The sequence below is a fragment of the Methanococcoides alaskense genome, from assembly GCF_027594145.1.
GTDB lineage: Archaea > Halobacteriota > Methanosarcinia > Methanosarcinales > Methanosarcinaceae > Methanococcoides > Methanococcoides alaskense.
In genome coordinates, this window is sequence record NZ_JAQFFK010000004.1 from 42,282 (window position 1) to 58,767 (window position 16,486).

Annotated in this window: 17 protein-coding genes and 1 tRNA gene; 12 read left to right on the forward strand and 6 right to left on the reverse strand. The window is 44.7% G+C overall.

What is annotated here, in order from left to right; all coding sequences use genetic code 11:
- Positions 1-90 precede the first annotated feature (90 nt).
- Positions 91-2,007: a sodium:solute symporter family protein gene (locus tag PBV53_RS08285; protein ID WP_270096717.1), complete on the forward strand. Its 1,917-nt coding sequence runs from the start codon at positions 91-93 to the stop codon at positions 2,005-2,007.
- Between the two features lie 104 nt (positions 2,008-2,111).
- Positions 2,112-3,047 carry a DUF5803 family protein gene (locus PBV53_RS08290; protein WP_270096718.1) on the forward strand — a complete coding sequence of 312 codons (936 nt, stop codon included), beginning with the start codon at positions 2,112-2,114 and terminating at the stop codon, positions 3,045-3,047.
- 3 nt (positions 3,048-3,050) lie between these two features.
- Here PBV53_RS08290 and PBV53_RS08295 read toward each other — a convergent pair whose 3' ends face one another.
- The 3 genes from PBV53_RS08295 to PBV53_RS08305 all read right to left on the reverse strand — a co-directional run bounded on the left by PBV53_RS08295 (position 3,051) and on the right by PBV53_RS08305 (position 5,866).
- Positions 3,051-3,797 carry an MBL fold metallo-hydrolase gene (locus tag PBV53_RS08295; RefSeq protein WP_270096719.1) on the reverse strand — a complete coding sequence of 249 codons (747 nt, stop codon included), beginning with the start codon at positions 3,795-3,797 and terminating at the stop codon, positions 3,051-3,053.
- A 6-nt stretch (positions 3,798-3,803) separates the two neighbouring features.
- On the reverse strand, positions 3,804-5,096 hold the full coding sequence (locus PBV53_RS08300) for an ATP-binding protein (protein ID WP_270096720.1): 1,293 nt from the start codon (positions 5,094-5,096) through the stop codon (positions 3,804-3,806).
- 134 nt (positions 5,097-5,230) lie between these two features.
- Positions 5,231-5,866: a DUF5817 domain-containing protein gene (locus PBV53_RS08305; protein ID WP_270096721.1), complete on the reverse strand. Its 636-nt coding sequence runs from the start codon at positions 5,864-5,866 to the stop codon at positions 5,231-5,233.
- Positions 5,867-5,877: 11 nt separating this feature from the next.
- Between PBV53_RS08305 and rimI the strand changes: the two genes are divergently transcribed.
- Entirely contained in the window at positions 5,878-6,297 is a 420-nt protein-coding gene (rimI, locus tag PBV53_RS08310) for a ribosomal protein S18-alanine N-acetyltransferase (RefSeq protein ID WP_270096722.1), read from the forward strand.
- On the opposite strand, the gene PBV53_RS08315 is transcribed toward rimI, so the two are convergent.
- Entirely contained in the window at positions 6,298-6,957 is a 660-nt protein-coding gene (locus PBV53_RS08315; protein ID WP_270096723.1) for an undecaprenyl diphosphate synthase family protein, read from the reverse strand.
- Positions 6,958-6,998: 41 nt separating this feature from the next.
- Positions 6,999-8,186, reverse strand: coding sequence for a redox-regulated ATPase YchF (locus PBV53_RS08320; protein WP_270096724.1), 1,188 nt, complete (start codon positions 8,184-8,186; stop codon positions 6,999-7,001).
- A 128-nt stretch (positions 8,187-8,314) separates the two neighbouring features.
- On the opposite strand from PBV53_RS08320, the gene PBV53_RS08325 reads away from it, so the two are divergent.
- The 8 genes from PBV53_RS08325 (at position 8,315) to PBV53_RS08360 (ending at position 15,039) form a co-directional block, all read left to right on the forward strand.
- Positions 8,315-8,386, forward strand: a tRNA-Arg gene (locus tag PBV53_RS08325).
- 426 nt (positions 8,387-8,812) lie between these two features.
- On the forward strand, positions 8,813-10,429 hold the full coding sequence (gene thsA / locus PBV53_RS08330) for a thermosome subunit alpha (RefSeq protein WP_270096735.1): 1,617 nt from the start codon (positions 8,813-8,815) through the stop codon (positions 10,427-10,429).
- A gap of 142 nt (positions 10,430-10,571) precedes the next feature.
- Positions 10,572-11,129: a biotin transporter BioY gene (locus tag PBV53_RS08335; protein ID WP_270096725.1), complete on the forward strand. Its 558-nt coding sequence runs from the start codon at positions 10,572-10,574 to the stop codon at positions 11,127-11,129.
- A gap of 17 nt (positions 11,130-11,146) precedes the next feature.
- Positions 11,147-11,956: an ATP-binding cassette domain-containing protein gene (locus PBV53_RS08340; protein WP_270096726.1), complete on the forward strand. Its 810-nt coding sequence runs from the start codon at positions 11,147-11,149 to the stop codon at positions 11,954-11,956.
- Positions 11,941-12,759 (forward strand): ATP-binding cassette domain-containing protein, encoded by an 819-nt coding sequence (locus tag PBV53_RS08345; RefSeq protein WP_270096727.1) that lies wholly within the window; start codon positions 11,941-11,943, stop codon positions 12,757-12,759. Before PBV53_RS08340 ends, PBV53_RS08345 begins: the two co-directional genes overlap by 16 nt.
- A 4-nt stretch (positions 12,760-12,763) precedes the next feature.
- Complete coding sequence (locus PBV53_RS08350; protein ID WP_270096728.1) at positions 12,764-13,531, forward strand: energy-coupling factor transporter transmembrane component T family protein; 768 nt, start codon at positions 12,764-12,766, stop codon at positions 13,529-13,531.
- Positions 13,532-13,549: 18 nt separating this feature from the next.
- The gene (locus tag PBV53_RS08355; protein ID WP_309739439.1) at positions 13,550-13,906 is read left to right on the forward strand and encodes an ArsR/SmtB family transcription factor; all 357 of its coding nucleotides are present in this window, start codon (positions 13,550-13,552) and stop codon (positions 13,904-13,906) included.
- Positions 13,903-15,039, forward strand: a complete 1,137-nt coding sequence (locus PBV53_RS08360; RefSeq protein WP_270096730.1) for an SO_0444 family Cu/Zn efflux transporter — start codon at positions 13,903-13,905, stop codon at positions 15,037-15,039. Before PBV53_RS08355 ends, PBV53_RS08360 begins: the two co-directional genes overlap by 4 nt.
- A gap of 6 nt (positions 15,040-15,045) precedes the next feature.
- Here the strand turns inward: PBV53_RS08360 and PBV53_RS08365 are convergent, their stop codons facing one another.
- Positions 15,046-15,258, reverse strand: coding sequence for a hypothetical protein (locus PBV53_RS08365; protein ID WP_270096731.1), 213 nt, complete (start codon positions 15,256-15,258; stop codon positions 15,046-15,048).
- Between the two features lie 343 nt (positions 15,259-15,601).
- On the opposite strand from PBV53_RS08365, the gene PBV53_RS08370 reads away from it, so the two are divergent.
- Positions 15,602-16,486: hydantoinase/oxoprolinase N-terminal domain-containing protein (locus tag PBV53_RS08370; RefSeq protein WP_270096732.1), on the forward strand; the 885-nt coding region annotated here is incomplete at its 3' end.

Consider the following 16,486-nt stretch of genomic DNA (forward strand, 5'->3'; position numbering starts at 1 on the left):
TTGTACCCTGTATTGGGTATTATAAATATATTAATGGTTCAAGGTCCTGCATTCATGCGGGCTGAAATTTAATTATCAGAGGTTTCAATTATGGATGGATATCAATTGTTTATGGCAATGCTTGCAGTTTACATATGTGGACTCATAGGCATTGGTTGGTACTTTACAAAAAGGCAGAAAACAGTAACTGATTTCTGGCTGGCAGGACGTAAGATCGGCACAATAGGAATAGGATTTTCCTCTGCCGCATCATGGCTGACCGCTGGTGGGATATTAGCAGTTATTGGTTTCTTTATGCTACTTGGAATGGGCTCCATTTGGGGTTTTGTAGCTCCTAACATTCTGGCATTGCTTATAATCGCTATTTTTGTCAAAAAATTCAAGAATCTACCTGCTATCACACAGGCAGAACTTCTCGAACTGAGATACAGTTCTGCAATACGTGCTCCTGTTGGTATCATTATAACTATCGTAATGATCCTTTTTGCAGTTGCCGATATCAAAGGATTCGCTCTTGTGTTGCAGATATTTTATGGTGTGGACCCGATCTATGCGGCACTCATCGTTGCTCTTGCCGTTTCCGCTTATGTGACCCTCGGTGGTCTCAGTGCGGTAGTATGGACCGATGTTGTGCAGTTCGTTTTCCTTTCCATCTTCGCTCTTGCAATGGCTTTCCTGGCTATCGGGACCGCAACCTCCGGTTCAGCGGATATTTCTTCCGCATCAGACCTGATCTCAACTGTGCCCACTGACTGGTGGAATCCGTTCATCATAGGCATTCCGATGGTGCTTATCTTCGTTTTTGCTATCATCCCTGGATGGATAACAGAACAGGACCAATGGCAGAAAGTATGGGCAGCTAAAGACTCGAAATCTGCACGGAATGGTCTTGTACTTGGTTCTTTCCTTGTAACAGTAGTATTCACTGCATGTGCGTTCATTGCTATTGGACTGAACTCACTGTATCCTGAGATATCTGCGATGGGTTTCCCTATGGGAATGGCACAGGCAGAACCTGCACTTCTGACATTCATTGTCGAAACATTCTCGCCTGCTGTGATCGGGCTTAGTGCAATTGGTCTTGCAGCAGCATCAATGTCCTGTGCGGATACTTTTGCAACCTCAGGTGCATCATGTGTTTCACGTGATATCTACCAGAGATTTGTCAAACCGGATGCTACAATGAAGCAGATGCTCACCATCAACAGGCTGAGCGTTCTTTTCATCGTTGCAGCAGCAACAGTTTCCTCGTTCTTCATAAACAGTATTATCGATGCAATTCACATTGCAACGTTCATCGCAAGTGCATCCTACTTCTTCCCTCTCATGGGTGGACTTTACTGGAAGCGTGCGACAAAAGAAGGCGCATTGGCAGGGCTTGTTATCGGTGCTGTGGCACAGATATCATTTACTGTGTATGACCTTTTAATGACCGCACCTATGGCACCTCCATATCTTGAGACAGTACATCCAATTCTCATGAGTCATGGTGTGATCGTAGGAATGGGATTGAGTGGACTTGCTTTCTTCGGCGTATCCCTTCTGACAAAGCCATCGAGTGTCATCAATCTTGCTCCGTTCTTCAAGGATGCAGCAGAAGAACTGGCAAGCCACGATGCACAGAAGGTCGATGATCAGTCCTCTGAATATAAGAATTTCCTCAAGACCCTTGATGAACAGACCACCGGGGAACGTGCACACCTTCATTTGAGGCTTGAAGCTTCAGCCACAGTGAACTGGAGAAAGTTCGTAGAACAGCTAAAACAGGCTTATCCTGCATGGGTAACTCCTACAGGACTTGATTCTGTCTACAGGCTCATCCAAGCTGACATGCTTGCCTGTGTTTCTATCACACGTGGTGAGAATGAAAAGGAGATCTGGTTCGCATCAGAACCACCAGTCGATTCTGTTGAAATACAGAAGAAAGAGGTCTTTATTGCATACAAAGAAGTATCAAAAGCTCTCGAAGATGTTGGTATTCTCCTGAGCATACCGAACGAAGACTAAGCATATTTAGGTCACACTCCCTTTCTGGGAGTGCCTCTTTTTTTCAACAACCTTTTTTAGTGATGGTGTCCATTATTTTTTGAACAACTTTTGCGATGTGTATCATGAAAAGATTAGCAATAACATTGGTATTGGTCTTTATTCTTGTAATAATGTCATCAGGTTGCATCAATGAGCTTGCTCCCGTGACTGATAATAATACAACGGTAGAAGCTTCTGATTACGAATTGGAGGTATTTCATAGTCCTTCCGATATAAGCGATGATCTGAATACGACCACTTTTTATCTTTCAAGGGACGGAAGTACGAACGTTGTTTATATGGTGGCAGAAACCTCGGTTATAGAAATTGTTCCAATGGAGGATGTTTTCAATACTGGGGGAGATATTCTTTCCAACGTTGTGATCATTGCGGACAGGTCCGAAAACGTGTCCGCTTCAGCTGAGACCTTTGAGATGTTTGCATCATCTTCTCCAGGGGACCTTCCTGTTTTCAACTATACTCTTGAGGATGATGTGATTCGTGGACAGAAACACTTTGTCATGGAATTCGATGAGAACATTACCGGGATCGTTGCTTTTGCTCTCAATAATCCAAAAGGGCAGGATTTCATGTATGTTCCCACTCATGATTCAACGGTAAGATTTGTGCTGCCCGAAGGTTACACTACCGGTAATCCCTTCGTTGGAAAGGTACTTCCCGACACAGATGATCGATACATCGATGAACAAGGGCGTGAAGTTCTGGTCTGGTATGACCTTCATGCAAAGTCCGGTACTTTTACCAATATGGCAAGGGACTATCTTAAGGTCGAGATATCTGAAGAAGACCTGCCCTACAGGACCGTGATGATAAAGTTCTATTCGGAATCTGCGCCAAGGTTGCTTTTGATAGGCACGAGCATCCTATTCGGTGGGGTGTTGCTGGTACTTGGAAATTATCTCTCCGCAAGAAGGAAACTCCGTAAGGAAAGGAAATCCATTGAAGATGCTTTCATTGAGAAGAAGGCAGGGACTGGAATGGGCGGAAAGAAAAAGTAATGATCAAAGGATAAGTTCCATTCCGTCATATCCCAATGGATATGTTTTAACGGCTTCATCGTGAGGTTTGAAGTAATGGCTTAAATGGGTCATTACAACCTTTTTTGCTTTTATCTTTTCAGCCATTTGCATGGCTTCGTTTGCATCCATGTGTTTCTTTACATGAAATCCCACATCATGGGGTATGATGGCATCCACTATGAAAATATCAGGGTTCTGTATAAGTTCAATGCTTTTTTCAGGGATGTTCTCATCAGTATCCCCGCTGATGACCACTTTTTTGTCACCTTCGCATATCATCACTCCGATAGCTTTCTTTGCAGGGGGGTGGTTCACCTCGAAAAGTGTGAACTCCAGTCCTATAAGTTCAAAGGACGTATTCAGCGGTATGTCATGCCGTTTTGGTCTGAGAAATGAGACATAATCAAGAATATAGTCCAATGTTTCTGTTACTCCATATACATCCACATTGTACTGTACACGATGGAATTCTCCGAATCCGGTATAATGGTCATAGTGACCATGTGTCCATATGACACCATCGACATGCTTGAGCCCTTTTCGCAGCATCTGCTCTCGCATGTCCGGGCTGGTGTCGATCAGGACTTTACCTTCATCTGATTCCACAAGTATGGAAAACCGCAGACGGTTGCTCTTGGTTCCCTTTTTTGCATCGATACATGCGGGACAATCACAACCTATGACCGGTGTTCCGGGTGCATCTCCTGTGCCCAGAAGTGTTATCTTCATGGAATTTCAGACGCCTCCCTCATTTACCACATATTCATCGGACTTGATGTTAGCACGTTTGTTGAACTTGAGGACGGCATTGAATAGATCATCCTGTGAGATGACAGTTCTCTCTTGTACAAGAGCATTGAGTACACTTTCCCGAATGACCATTCTCAGGTCAGAACCGGAGTATCCTTCAGTGAGTGGTGCTATTTCAGCATTGTCGAAGTTCCCTTCTATGTTCTTGGTCACGATATCCAGAATGGCCTTTCTCATATTCTCGTTTGGCAATGGGAAGTTCATTATCTCATCGAATCTTCTCCATGCAGCAGAATCCAGCATTCTGGGGTGGTTGGTCGCTGCCATCAGGAGGACTCCATCATTGGTCAGGCTGATGCTATCTATGGCCTTAAGAAGGGTGTTAACAGCTCTTTTCAATGCAGCATGTTCATCGGATGCCCTTGTCTTTGCAACGAAATCGAACTCATCGATGAAAAGTATGCATGGGCTCAATCGCTTCGCAAGTGAAAATACTCTATCGATGTTCTTTGCGGTCTCTCCAAGGTATTGATCGGTTATCATGGACAACCTTACTTCGACAAAAGGTATTGATAGGCGTTCGGACATTGCTTTTGCCACGGATGTCTTTCCAGTGCCTGGTGGGCCTACCATCAGGATCTTCCCGATATCATACAAACCTATCTTTTTGAGATGCTCGCGGTACTGTATGGCCTTGACTATCTTTTCGATCTCTTCCTTCTGATCCTCTGTAAGGACCATATATCTCATCGGCTGGGCAATATCTTCCGGGGCAATTATTTGCACCAGCTTAAGCATATCTTCGCCGCCTTCTTCCTCAGATATCTCGCTTATAAGGGATTCTATCCATTCCCTGTCAACTTCCTTTGGTCCGGTTGAAGCTAGTGCCTTTTTATAATTAGCAGTCTCAGAGTTTTTTTTCTCCTCGTAGTAATATGCCAGGGCCGGGTTCGCATCTATTCTTTCGTCTGCTGACTCCTGTTTATGGAACCAGTCTGCTCCCACATCAAAGGAAGTGAACTTTATTTTTGATGTGAGCTCATCGATGTCGATAAAAGGCAATGACAGCACCTGTCCTTTAAGATCTTTGATGGCAAAAAGCCCCTCAATGTCCTTGCGGGTTACAGTTATAGGCTTTGGCACTCCTTTGTGCGTACGGCTCCAGTAGTTCTTCCTTATGCTCTTTGGAAGATCATTCACATCCATTTCCGGATATTTGTTGTAGATCTCTGCTGTAAGTAGCAGTTCTATAATGTCAAGTGTGGTCATATCGGACATATTCTAACCTTGTAATTGTGAAAGGACTTTTGTATTCTCCTGAGGGCAGTCCATTGAACTATAATATTATGTGGTTCTTTTAGATATATCTTATGTTTTCTGAATGAAAAAGATGTATTAAATTCAACGGATCACTAGACAATTTTAACATGCCCTTTTTTCGGGAAGTATATCTGTGCTGAACTTCTCATCTTTTCAAGGGTATCCTTGAATCTTGCTTCATCAATGTCCATTTCTAAAGCAATGGAGGAAAACTCGGACACTTCCAATCCTTCTGGTCTGCTTTCAAGGATGGACCTCATGTCCTTTTCCGCATTATTCTTTTTTCTGCGAACATTATCGATTGGAGTCTTTATCTTGGATGGGGTGTTCGGTTTGAATGCTTTTTCCATATTTTTGGATATTGATCCATCATCTCTGGGTGGCGATAATGAAATAAGTTCCTCTCCAAATATGGAACATTTGAGGTCATTCATCGTTGTGCTTTGCTTTTCCCCGAGAAGCTGTGCCTGTATCTTTGTGCGCACAGCTCTTGCTTCTTCAATGTCTTCACCCATATGGAACACCCGTAGTTTCCTTATGTGTAAGGTAGTTCCGCAAAGTTGACATTTTGTGGTCTTTGCACTTTTATCCTCTATGAGCTGTGCAGACCTGCGACATTTAGGGCAGGCTATCACAGAATAAACTGGCATCACTGACTGGTTGTCCTGTCTTCTATAAGTATAGAACCCTTTAGGATATTTCCAGATATTTATAATCCATGACGCCATACTGGCATTATATGATAAGAACCGCCACAAGGTCGGATCTGCCGGCAATCGTAGATATGGAGGACCTGTCCTTTGCTGAGCCCTGGGACATGCGTACATTCAGGTCTTATGTTCATCATCCCGGTTTTATTGTGTTCGAGGAAGACGGTTCAATCTGCGGGTATGCGATCCTTGTCGTAATAGCGGATGATGCTCATCTGGCAAGTATTGCGATACATCCGGAGTACAGGCGGAGAAATATCGGGTCTTGTCTTTTAGATAGCTGCATGCTGCTTGCAAAGGCGAACTCTTTTCCTCTTGTACGGCTGGAAGTGAGGGAGAAGAACAAAACTGCACAGGATTTCTATCTTGCCAACGGGTTCGAGGCGGTAGCGACCATTCCTGACTATTATCCTGACGATAATGCGATCGTTATGGAAAGGAGAACTTGATCATTTGCCAAAGCGGCGCTGTCTTTTTTGGTAATCCCTTATGATCCTAAGTATGTCCATTCTTCTGAGGCCGTGCCAGTTCACATCGGTAAAATAGAGTTCAGAATAAGCGGATTGCCAGAGGAGGAAATTCGAAAGATGCTTTCCGCCTGCACGAATTATGATATCGGGCTCTTCGCGTACTGTCAAATGGGATTCGATGGTATTTTCATCGATGTCCGCAGGTCTCAATCTTTCATCTTTCACATCATGAAGGATGGAGGTGATCGCCTTTGTTATCTCGTTCTTTCCGCCAAAGCCGACTGAGAAATGTACCCGGTGGGTGTCACCCACTTTATTTTCGATAAGCTCTCCTTTTTCATTGTATATGTCGAATCCAACATTTTCGGGCAAAGGAGCCATTATCTCTTTCAATTCATCCAAAAGCAGCGATACTATCTTCGTTTTTGCTTCTTCTTTAACATCAAGGACATCCACGTAAATACTTATTATTTTGATCTCAAGGGCAAAACACCATTTCAGGAATGCACCCAGTTTCTCTTTTCCGCTATCATCAAGCAGATCGGATTCTGAAAGTATCATTGTGATATGTTCTGGTATTTGCCCTTGCATCCCGTTGATCTGGTTCAACAAGTATCGTTCGTAGAGTGCCCTTATCATGTAACGCCAGCTTTGTCCTTATTATTGAATGGAGCTTGTACTTATTTTGCAGTTGAGACTATCTTTACAACATCACCGTTTTTCAGCTCATACTTTTCTCCGAGTCTCATCTTTGTTTTTCCGTCAACTGCATAGAGGAACCGGTTTCCGATATCAGTGTGGACACGGTATGCCAGGTCGTGTGGGGTAGAACCTTTCTTCATGAGGAAAGCATCAGGGAGCATTCTGTCGTTCTTATCTGCCCATTTTCCTTCATCTTCCACCGGATATACCACTATCAGTTCAAGAAGATCAAAAACCGCTCTGTTGATACACTCCTGTATGCCGGCTCCACCGGTTCCAAGGGTGTTTATGATCTCTTTCAGGCTTTGAAGTCCTTTTTTCTGTGCTTCGTTGACCTTGTCGGAGATTATCTCGAAATCCATGTCTCCTGGGTTATAACTTATTATACCGTTCTTTGCAGCTGATCTCAATGCAAGTTCTGCTGCAGCACTGGTGGGTACTACCATGATATCAAGTTCTTCGAGAGCTTTTACGTTCTCTTCAGGCGCGACATCTATCTTGTTGGCCGCTATCATCGTAGGTTTGGTGATGGCACGGATGGTCTCACAAAGCTTTGCCATATCTTCATCTGTCCACTGGGTGCATTCTTCAGGCATTTTGCAAGCAAGCAGGGCCTGGCGTGCTTGGGATTCATTGACACCTGCACCCAAAAGCTGGTCTGAAACGGCCTGTTCCATCTTCATGCCTTCGGCCCTTATCTTTCGTGAAAGCTTGTCCCAGTTCTTTTTCAGGATGCCTGTCATCCACATTGCTATCTCGCGGTTCAGGAAGTTAACGTCCTCCAGTGGATCGTGCTCTCCGATATCCACAGGGTTTCCTTCGATATCTGTGCCACCGGATGCGTCTATTACGTGTATTATGGCCTGTGCCTGTCTAAGCTCGTCAAGGAACGTATTGCCAAGGCCGCGTCCCATGTGTGCATCGGGTACAAGTCCTGCGACGTCTATGATCTCAATAGGTACATACCTTATTCCGTCCTGACAGTTGCCACAGCGTTTGTCCCTTTCTGTGCATGGGCAGACTGCCCTTACGTAAGTTACTCCTTTGTTCGCATTGATCGTGGTGAACGGATAATTCGCTATCTCGACATCTGCAAGGGTAGCAGCTTTGAAAAAAGTTGATTTACCTGCATTTGGTTTTCCTGCAAGGCCTATGGTCATTGACATGCTTTACCAATCATCCTTGAAGCATTTAACTTTTGTTAATGGGAGACAGGCAATGGAGATGCTTTATGAAGTTGCTTATGTGAGTAATGTTTATATTGCAGGAAGTTATTAGGAGGTCTGTCTAACTTGTCTCGGTAGGGTAGAGGATATCCTTGGGGCTTGCGGAGCCTTAGACCCGAGTTCGATTCTCGGTCGGGACGTACCAGATCTATTTGGAAGTTAAAGACTTTCACTCTGCTTGGAGTGTTTTAATTAACTTCAAGCGGGGTCTTGTTTTATATCAATTTGATCATGAAGCTTGTAAGTTACAATTCATAAACGTGCTGATCTTCATAACTGTCAGTTTGTTTATGCAGGATCTGTTTTTTGTCATTGTTATTATTGTATTTCCGGTAAAGCACATGTAATGGTGGATTGTGATCATCAACATCACAGTGTAATGTGGGTTTGGGTCGCTTCACTTGTTTTTCAGTTTATCGCATACTTTTCTACATTCTAATACTGGTTATACTTATATAGAAGTTCATTCATTTAGAACGAACAGATTGAGCACATAATGTGTAATATCTCAAATTATATTCAAATAATTGATTTTCTTTTATCAATGCTATTAAGGAGGTCTAAATATCACACCAAATCTGAGAATTCAGGGCAGGGATGCACAAAGTAACAATATCCTTGCAGGAAAGGCAGTTGCAAGTGCAGTCCGCACAACACTTGGTCCAAAGGGAATGGACAAGATGCTTGTGGACTCCATGGGAGACATTGTTATCACAAACGATGGTGCTACCATATTGAAGGAAATGGATATCCAGCACCCTGCAGCTAAGATGATCGTGGAAGTATCCAAGACACAGGATGCTGAGGTCGGGGACGGAACAACTACTGCAGCAGTTCTTTCTGGAGAATTGCTTTCAAAGGCAGAAGAACTTATCATGAAGGGAGTCCACCCAACCATCATATCCGAAGGTTACAGACATGCTGCAGAGAAATGCCGTGAGATCCTGGAAACTATCACTATTGCTATTTCCCCGGACGACGAAGCGGCTCTGATAAAGATCGCTGGAACAGCTATCACCGGAAAGGGCGCTGAGTCATACAAAGAGACGCTCTCAGCTCTTGCGGTCAAAGCAGTTCGTTCAATAGTCGAAGAGGAAGAAGATGGCTTTAAGGTCAATGTCCTTGAGAACATCAAGATCGAGAAGCGCGCAGGCGGAAGCATTGCTGATTCCGAGCTTGTAGATGGTCTTGTAATTGACAAGGAACGCTCACACCCAAATATGCCTGAGAAGGTAGAGAACGCAAAGATCCTTCTGTTAAGCTGCCCTGTCGAGTTCAGAAAGACCGAGATGGACTCTGAGATCAAGATCACCTCCCCGGGCCAGATGCAGTTGTTCCTGGACCAGGAAGAGAAAATGATGAAGGAGATGGCTGAGAAGGTCATCGCAAGCGGCGCAAATGTGGTATTCTGCCAGAAAGGTATCGATGATATGGCACAGTACTACATCGAGAAAGCAGGTATCTATGCTGTTAGAAGGGTAAAGAAGAGCGATCTTAAGAGACTCAGCAAGGTAACCGGTGGAACAATTATCCAGGACCTTGATCAGATCACTACTGCAGATGTAGGCACAGCAGGTCTGGTAGAGGAGAAAGAAGTAAGGGGCGGCAAGATGACCTATGTTACAGGTTGCCAGAACTCAAAGGCTGTTACAGCACTTCTCCACGGCGGTACCGAACACGTTGTCGATTCACTTGAGCGCGCATTGAACGATGCTCTGCATGTTGTCGGTGTTGTAATCGAAGATGGCAAGATCGTGGTCGGCGGAGGTTCATCTGAGATCGAACTTTCACTCAGACTCCGTGAATATGCATCCACTCTCAAGGGAAGGGAGCAGCTTGCTGTCAGCAAGTTCGCAGAAGCTCTTGAAGTGATCCCTGAGACACTCGCAGAGAATGCAGGTCTTGACCCAATTGACATGATGGTGGAACTACGTTCCCAGCATGAGAAGGGTAACAAGAACGCAGGTCTTAATGTTTACACCGGCGAGGTAATCGACATGTGGGAGAACGATGTGATCGAGCCACTCCGAATAAAGACCCAGGCTATAAACGCTGCAATGGAAGCAACTGTCATGATCCTCAGGATCGATGATGTCGTAGCTTCAACTGGCAGCGCAAACCAGGGTATGGGTCCTGGCGGTCTGCCTGACATGCCTGACCTTGATATGGACGCTACATACTGAGTCTATTTCAAACCCTTAAGATCCGTGCCGGTCTTTCCGGCACATTCTATCTTTTTTTCACTGCTTTTCACTAAATATCTGTCTTACTGAAAGTTTGGGATCATCGTAAGCTATTTATCAAATGTTAACCACTCACCGAAACATGGTTAACAACAATGAACATAAAGGCCCGGATATGGCAAATTCAAATACGGATATCAGAAAAATGGTATATGCCTCGTTATTTGCAGCACTGACCTCTATCGGTGCCTACATCACTGTCCCTCTTGGTCCTATCCCGTTCACTCTTCAGATGGTATTCGTTCTGATGGCAGGCGCAATGCTTGGCAGTAAATGGGGTGGGATCAGTATGGTAGTTTATGTTCTTCTCGGTCTTGCCGGCTTGCCCGTATTCTCCAACGGCGGATCCGGTCTCGGTGTCATCCTTGGTCCCACTGGGGGATACCTCATAGGTTTCATCGCAGCGGCATTCGTCATTGGTTATCTCTTTGAGATGAACGGCAGCAATAATTTATTGAAGAATGGTCTTTTTGTAACGATCGGTTCCGTTGTCATCTTCTGTTTCGGTCTGGCTCATCTGATGATAGTTGCAGATATGTCATTCATGCAGGCGGTAACTGTGGGTTTCCTCCCATTCATTCTGCCCGGCATTGTAAAGATCGCAGTTGCAACGGGCATTGCGACAAAATACAAAATATGATCTGAAAAGGTACTCTAATGATAGAGCTAAAGGATGTAAGTTACAGCTATCCGAATGGTCATAATGTGCTTGATAATATCGATATTCGGATAGAAAAAGGCTCTTTCATAACTATTCTTGGGGACAACGGCAGTGGTAAATCCACTCTCATACGTCACATTAACGGGCTTTTGAAGCCTTCTCAGGGAGTCGTTTCTGTATGCGGGATGGATCCTGCATCCTCCACAGATATCTGGAAAATACGGCAAACGGTCGGTATGGTCTTTCAGGACCCTCACTCTCAGGCAGTGGGTGCAACAGTTGAAGAGGATGTTGCATTCGGCCCTGAGAACCTTGCACTGGAGAGCGATGAGATAAGGCTGCGTGTTACAAATGCCATTGCAAATGTAGGGTTGGAATGTCTTGAAGACTCTCTTCTCATGTCCTTAAGTGGGGGACAATTACAGAAAACAGCGATTGCCGGTGTTCTGGCGATGGTCCCTGAGATACTGATATTCGATGAAGTGACTTCCATGCTGGATTCGGTTTCACGTTCTCAGATCATTGACATTGTACGGCAGCTCAACAAAAGGGGGCATACCGTGGTCTATGTGACGCATCATATGGAAGAAGCTTTGTTTGCTGATAGGGTCATCGTACTTGAAAATGGTTCGATTACAAGTGACGGCACACCTCGGGATGTATTTCGTGAGATATATGCATCAGGTAGAAAAGTTCCTCCGCATCTGGAACTTGCCTTCAGATTACAGGACGCAGGCATGATCTCCCCTGACGTGTTCCCTATGGATGCTTTATCCTTGAAGGAGGAAATATGTCCATCGAGGTGAATGGGCTGCATTTCTCATATGGGAAAGGAAAAAAAAGGCTCACGATATTGAAGGATGTGACCTTTTCAGTGGGTAAAGGTGAGTTTGTCGGTATCATTGGTAACGTTGGTTGTGGCAAGACAACTCTCATCAAGCATCTCAATGGGCTGTTGGTTCCAGTAACCGGAAATGTGACCGTGGACGGGCTTGTATCTTCAAAAAAAGAGGTATGCAGAAAGGTCGGTGTCCTGTTCCAACAGCCTTCAAAACAATTGTTCTGCAAGACCGTTTTTGAGGATATTGCTTACGGTCCCTCGAATTTTGGTATGAAAGGGGATGAATTGGAATATTGTGTACATGACGCAATTGAAAAAGTAGGTATTAGTTCCGATATTCTTGGAAGTTCCCCTTTTAGTCTGAGCGGGGGAGAAATGAGACTTGTGGCCCTTGCCGGTGTTCTTTCATCATCACCTGACTACCTGGTCCTTGATGAACCCACATCAGGGCTGAGTACATTCTACAAGGAACGCCTGTTCAGAACACTTGAGCTGCTCAGACAAAATGGTGTGGGTATTGTGCTGGTCTCCCATCATCTTGAAGATGTTCTTGGTGTGGCTGATAAGATCGTATATCTGAATGAAGGTAAGATGGTCTTTGAGGGTGCTCCTGAAGAATATCTAAGCTCACTGTCCCTCCCGGCTCCGGAGATTACCGTACTCATGAGGGGATTGAGCTCTTCCGGTCTGGCTGTAAGGAAAACGGTCTTTTCCGTGGAAGATGCTTTCAATGAGATCGTTGGAGCATTGTCGGAAAAAAGGGGCTGATCAGGTGGAAGGTTTCTTATTCTCCTATGTTGCAGGCAAGTCGATCCTTCACGGACTTGATCCTCGTGTCAAGATATTTTCGGTAATGTGTCTAAGTATTCTCATATTCAGATCATCTGCCCTTGTTGATCTCCTTGTATTTACATTGCTTTTTGTAGGGCTTACGATCATCGCAGGTTCCGGGTTATCGGGCATAAGGTCGGTCCGTCCGTTGTTTCCTATCTTTGTCTTTATTTTCCTGATGCATTTCTTCTTTACCGAAGGTGTGGCTTTGTTCGATTCTCAATTCTCACCAACCTATGAGGGGCTCTTGAAAGGTTCGTTGGTCACCGTAAGGTTCGTCCTCTTAATTCTCTATGGCTCTTTGCTGACCTCTACCACAAGACCGGCGGTGATAACTACCGGGATCGAAAGAATACTTCGTCCGCTTCCTTTGAGGCGGGTGGGTGTGACCTCTTTCGAGATAGCGACCATGATGTCTCTAGCCCTTTATTTTATGCCTCATCTGTTGTGGTATGCAGGGCAGGTAAAGGATTCTCAGTTGTCGCGTGGTTCAAAGTACAGGCGTGATCCCATCTCTGGGACCCTTTCGCTTGCAATACCGGTATTGAAAGGTTCTATGAGAATGGCCGATGATGTGGCGATGGCAATGGAAAGCAGGTGCTATCAGGGAAATTTTCGTACCTCTTTGTTCGAGCTGAAAATGACCACACGTGATGTTCTGGTCTTTTCGTTCGTTCTGGGTGTGACAGCATTAGTATTATATGTATGAGCATATGTTCATATGTTCATGCAAGACGATGCTTCCTGTGAGCGTGTTGATAAAGATGCCATTGATGCGATAGTCTCCCATCTTCCAGATGAGGATGCGATACTGAGGATATCCAATATATTCCATGCTTTACGATCGAAACCTCGATTAACAACACTGTACCTTCTCCTTGAGAAGGACATGTGTGTATGTGAACTGGAACATGCCCTGGGGATGACACAATCTGCCATCTCTCACAATCTTCGCACCCTTCGCCAGCTTGACCTTGTCAGGGTCAGGAAAGACGGGCGTTTTGCAGTTTATTCAGTTGCTGATGAGCACGTAAGAGCACTGCTCGAGCTATCCCGCAGTCACGTTGTGGGGTGTGTTCAATGACCTACCTGGAAACCATTCTGGAGATTCTCATTGGTATCGGCTTGAGTTCCTGGAACGTCCTTGCAGAAGCAGCACCTTATCTTTTACTGGGATTCGGAGTTGCAGGGATCTTGCATGTCTTTGTACCGGATGAAAAGATAATGCAATATCTGGGCCATTCCGCCGGGAAGTTCCGTTCAGTACTGAATGCTTCACTGATCGGTGTGCCTCTGCCTTTATGTTCCTGTGGGGTGGTCCCTGCAGCACTGTCCTTGAAAAAAAGAGGTGCAACAAATGGGGCAACCCTGTCTTTTTTGATATCCACTCCTCAGACAGGTGTGGATTCAATAGCCATCACATACGCCCTTCTTGATCCCATTATGACAATCTTCCGGCCGATCGCGACTTTCATTACTGCATTGGTGGCAGGGATCGCCGAAGACCTTCTACGCTCTCCTCGGGATGTTTCAGGCAAAGATGTTGAAAAAAGACCGACAACCAGTATATTGGAAATGGCTTCATTGCCGATGCCTTCCTCATCTCTTTCCTCCTCATGCAGTTGCAACTCCTGTGGGTCTACGGGAACTGAAAATACTGATACTTTTTCCGGAAGGGTCGTCTCCGGTATCAGGTATGCATACGTGGAACTGCTTGGGGATATAAGCTACTGGCTTATCATTGGTATTGTTCTTGCAGGTATCATCACATATCTGGTGCCTGAAGATCTCGTTGGTTCCCATCTTGGAGGGGGTCTGGTCTCGATGCTCCTTGCACTTGTTGTAGGTATTCCCCTTTACATCTGTGCGACCGCTTCGACGCCTCTTGCAGCGGTTCTTATTGCAAAGGGCATGAGTCCCGGGGCAGCGTTCGTTTTCCTGCTTGCAGGGCCTGCAACGAATGCAGCTACTATTACAATGGTCCTGAAGTATCTGGGCAGGAGGTCGACAGGTGTTTATCTGGCTTCAATTGCAGTTTGTGCAGTTGCGGGAGGTCTGCTTCTTGATATGGTCTATTCATATCTGGAAGTTGATGCTCTATCGATAGTCGGAAGCGCGAGCGATGTAATGCCCGAAGAAGTGAAGACCGGCTTTGCACTGTTGTTACTTCCGTTGATGGCATATGGTATATATCATCAGAAAAAGTGTGGCGATTGATGTTCGTCACTCTTTTTTACAGCGACGATCGGATAGCATCATGCTAATACGCTCTTTGAAATCATTTATCATCGTATCTTCCATCGGCTGTTCCTTATGTATGGGTAGACCCTTCTCAGGTATTTCTGTGGCCTCGAACGCAGGAATTGTTACTATATTCCCGAAGTTATCATATTCCTTTAACTCGTGATTTTTCCACGAAAAGTCCTCATTTTTCATATTTTCCACTCGATTATCCCACTTATCGATTTATCGTCAAATTCCTCTATGTAATCCCATGTATTTATATAAATCGAAAACATACTCAATATATTTATGAAAATATGTTCAAGACAATCTTGATCCTTGAAGGCTTAATATAAGAGTTAAAAAATGGCATAAGGGCTATATATAGAAACAGATTATCTCTTTTTAACGTCTTATGATTCGGGTTTTCAAAGTTAACAGTGATATGCAAATACGATACACTTAAGTACTGTTATTTTTTCTTTATCAATAGTTTTGGTTATATTAGCCGAAGTGAACAAAAACTTTCATTTATAACATAAAGGAGTCATTTTGAATGAAATACAGTCTCGGTATCGATGCAGGCGGTACTTATACAGATGCAGTCCTTCTTAGGGACTCTGATGAAGTCATAATCTCTTCGAACAAAGCGCTTACGACATACCCTGATCCTCTTGGAGGTATCAGGAACGCAATTGATGGGATCGATGAACAATACCTAAACGATATAAAAGTGGTTTCTGTTTCCACTACTTTATCAACGAACAGTATTCTGGAAGGTACGGGCTTCCCGGTTGGTTTGATACTTGTGGGTAATTATGAACTGAACCAGGACCTTCCAACTGAACACTATGCGCAGGTAGAGGGCGGTCATAATTACAATGGTATTCCCACTGCACCTCTTGATGAAGATGCTGTGCGGGAATTTGCGGAAAGGGTCAAGGATAGGGTGGCCGCATTTGCAGTATCCTCATATTTCAGTATAAGGAACCATGAACATGAACTGAGGGTCAAGGAGATCATAAAAGAATCCACAGGTCTTCCTATTGTATGTGCTCATGAGCTTTCACAGGAACTTGGTGCTTTCGAGAGGGCAGTGACCGCATTCCTGAACGCTCAGCTGATCCCTGTCACTGAGAAGTTCATGACCACTGTTGAGGAGTATATCTCTTCAAAGGGAATTGATGCAAATGTCTTCATGCTCAAATGCGATGGCTCGGTAATTGGTATCAGAAGTGCGCTTGAAAAACCGATCGAGTCCATCTTTTCAGGCCCTGCGGGTAGTCTTGTGGGTGCTTCATTTTTGACAGGGAATGATACCTGTGCAGTTATCGATGTTGGCGGCACCAGCACTGATATTTCGGTCATAACCAACGGAGTACCCGAAATGAGTGAATCCGGAGCTGTTGTTGGTGGCTGGAAGACACGGGTGAAGGCGATC

What these genes read in the sequence shown, in the direction of transcription:
- PBV53_RS08285 (WP_270096717.1), top strand. Translation starts at nt 91, where the DNA reads ATGGATGGATATCAATTGTTTATGGCAATGCTTGCAGTTTACATATGT.
- PBV53_RS08290 (WP_270096718.1), top strand. Translation starts at nt 2,112, where the DNA reads ATGAAAAGATTAGCAATAACATTGGTATTGGTCTTTATTCTTGTAATA.
- PBV53_RS08295 (WP_270096719.1), bottom strand. Translation starts at nt 3,797, where the DNA reads ATGAAGATAACACTTCTGGGCACAGGAGATGCACCCGGAACACCGGTC.
- PBV53_RS08300 (WP_270096720.1), bottom strand. Translation starts at nt 5,096, where the DNA reads ATGTCCGATATGACCACACTTGACATTATAGAACTGCTACTTACAGCA.
- PBV53_RS08305 (WP_270096721.1), bottom strand. Translation starts at nt 5,866, where the DNA reads ATGGCGTCATGGATTATAAATATCTGGAAATATCCTAAAGGGTTCTAT.
- rimI (WP_270096722.1), top strand. Translation starts at nt 5,878, where the DNA reads ATGATAAGAACCGCCACAAGGTCGGATCTGCCGGCAATCGTAGATATG.
- PBV53_RS08315 (WP_270096723.1), bottom strand. Translation starts at nt 6,957, where the DNA reads ATGATAAGGGCACTCTACGAACGATACTTGTTGAACCAGATCAACGGG.
- PBV53_RS08320 (WP_270096724.1), bottom strand. Translation starts at nt 8,186, where the DNA reads ATGTCAATGACCATAGGCCTTGCAGGAAAACCAAATGCAGGTAAATCA.
- PBV53_RS08335 (WP_270096725.1), top strand. Translation starts at nt 10,572, where the DNA reads ATGGTTAACAACAATGAACATAAAGGCCCGGATATGGCAAATTCAAAT.
- PBV53_RS08340 (WP_270096726.1), top strand. Translation starts at nt 11,147, where the DNA reads ATGATAGAGCTAAAGGATGTAAGTTACAGCTATCCGAATGGTCATAAT.
- PBV53_RS08345 (WP_270096727.1), top strand. Translation starts at nt 11,941, where the DNA reads ATGTCCATCGAGGTGAATGGGCTGCATTTCTCATATGGGAAAGGAAAA.
- PBV53_RS08355 (WP_309739439.1), top strand. Translation starts at nt 13,550, where the DNA reads ATGCAAGACGATGCTTCCTGTGAGCGTGTTGATAAAGATGCCATTGAT.
- PBV53_RS08360 (WP_270096730.1), top strand. Translation starts at nt 13,903, where the DNA reads ATGACCTACCTGGAAACCATTCTGGAGATTCTCATTGGTATCGGCTTG.
- PBV53_RS08365 (WP_270096731.1), bottom strand. Translation starts at nt 15,258, where the DNA reads ATGAAAAATGAGGACTTTTCGTGGAAAAATCACGAGTTAAAGGAATAT.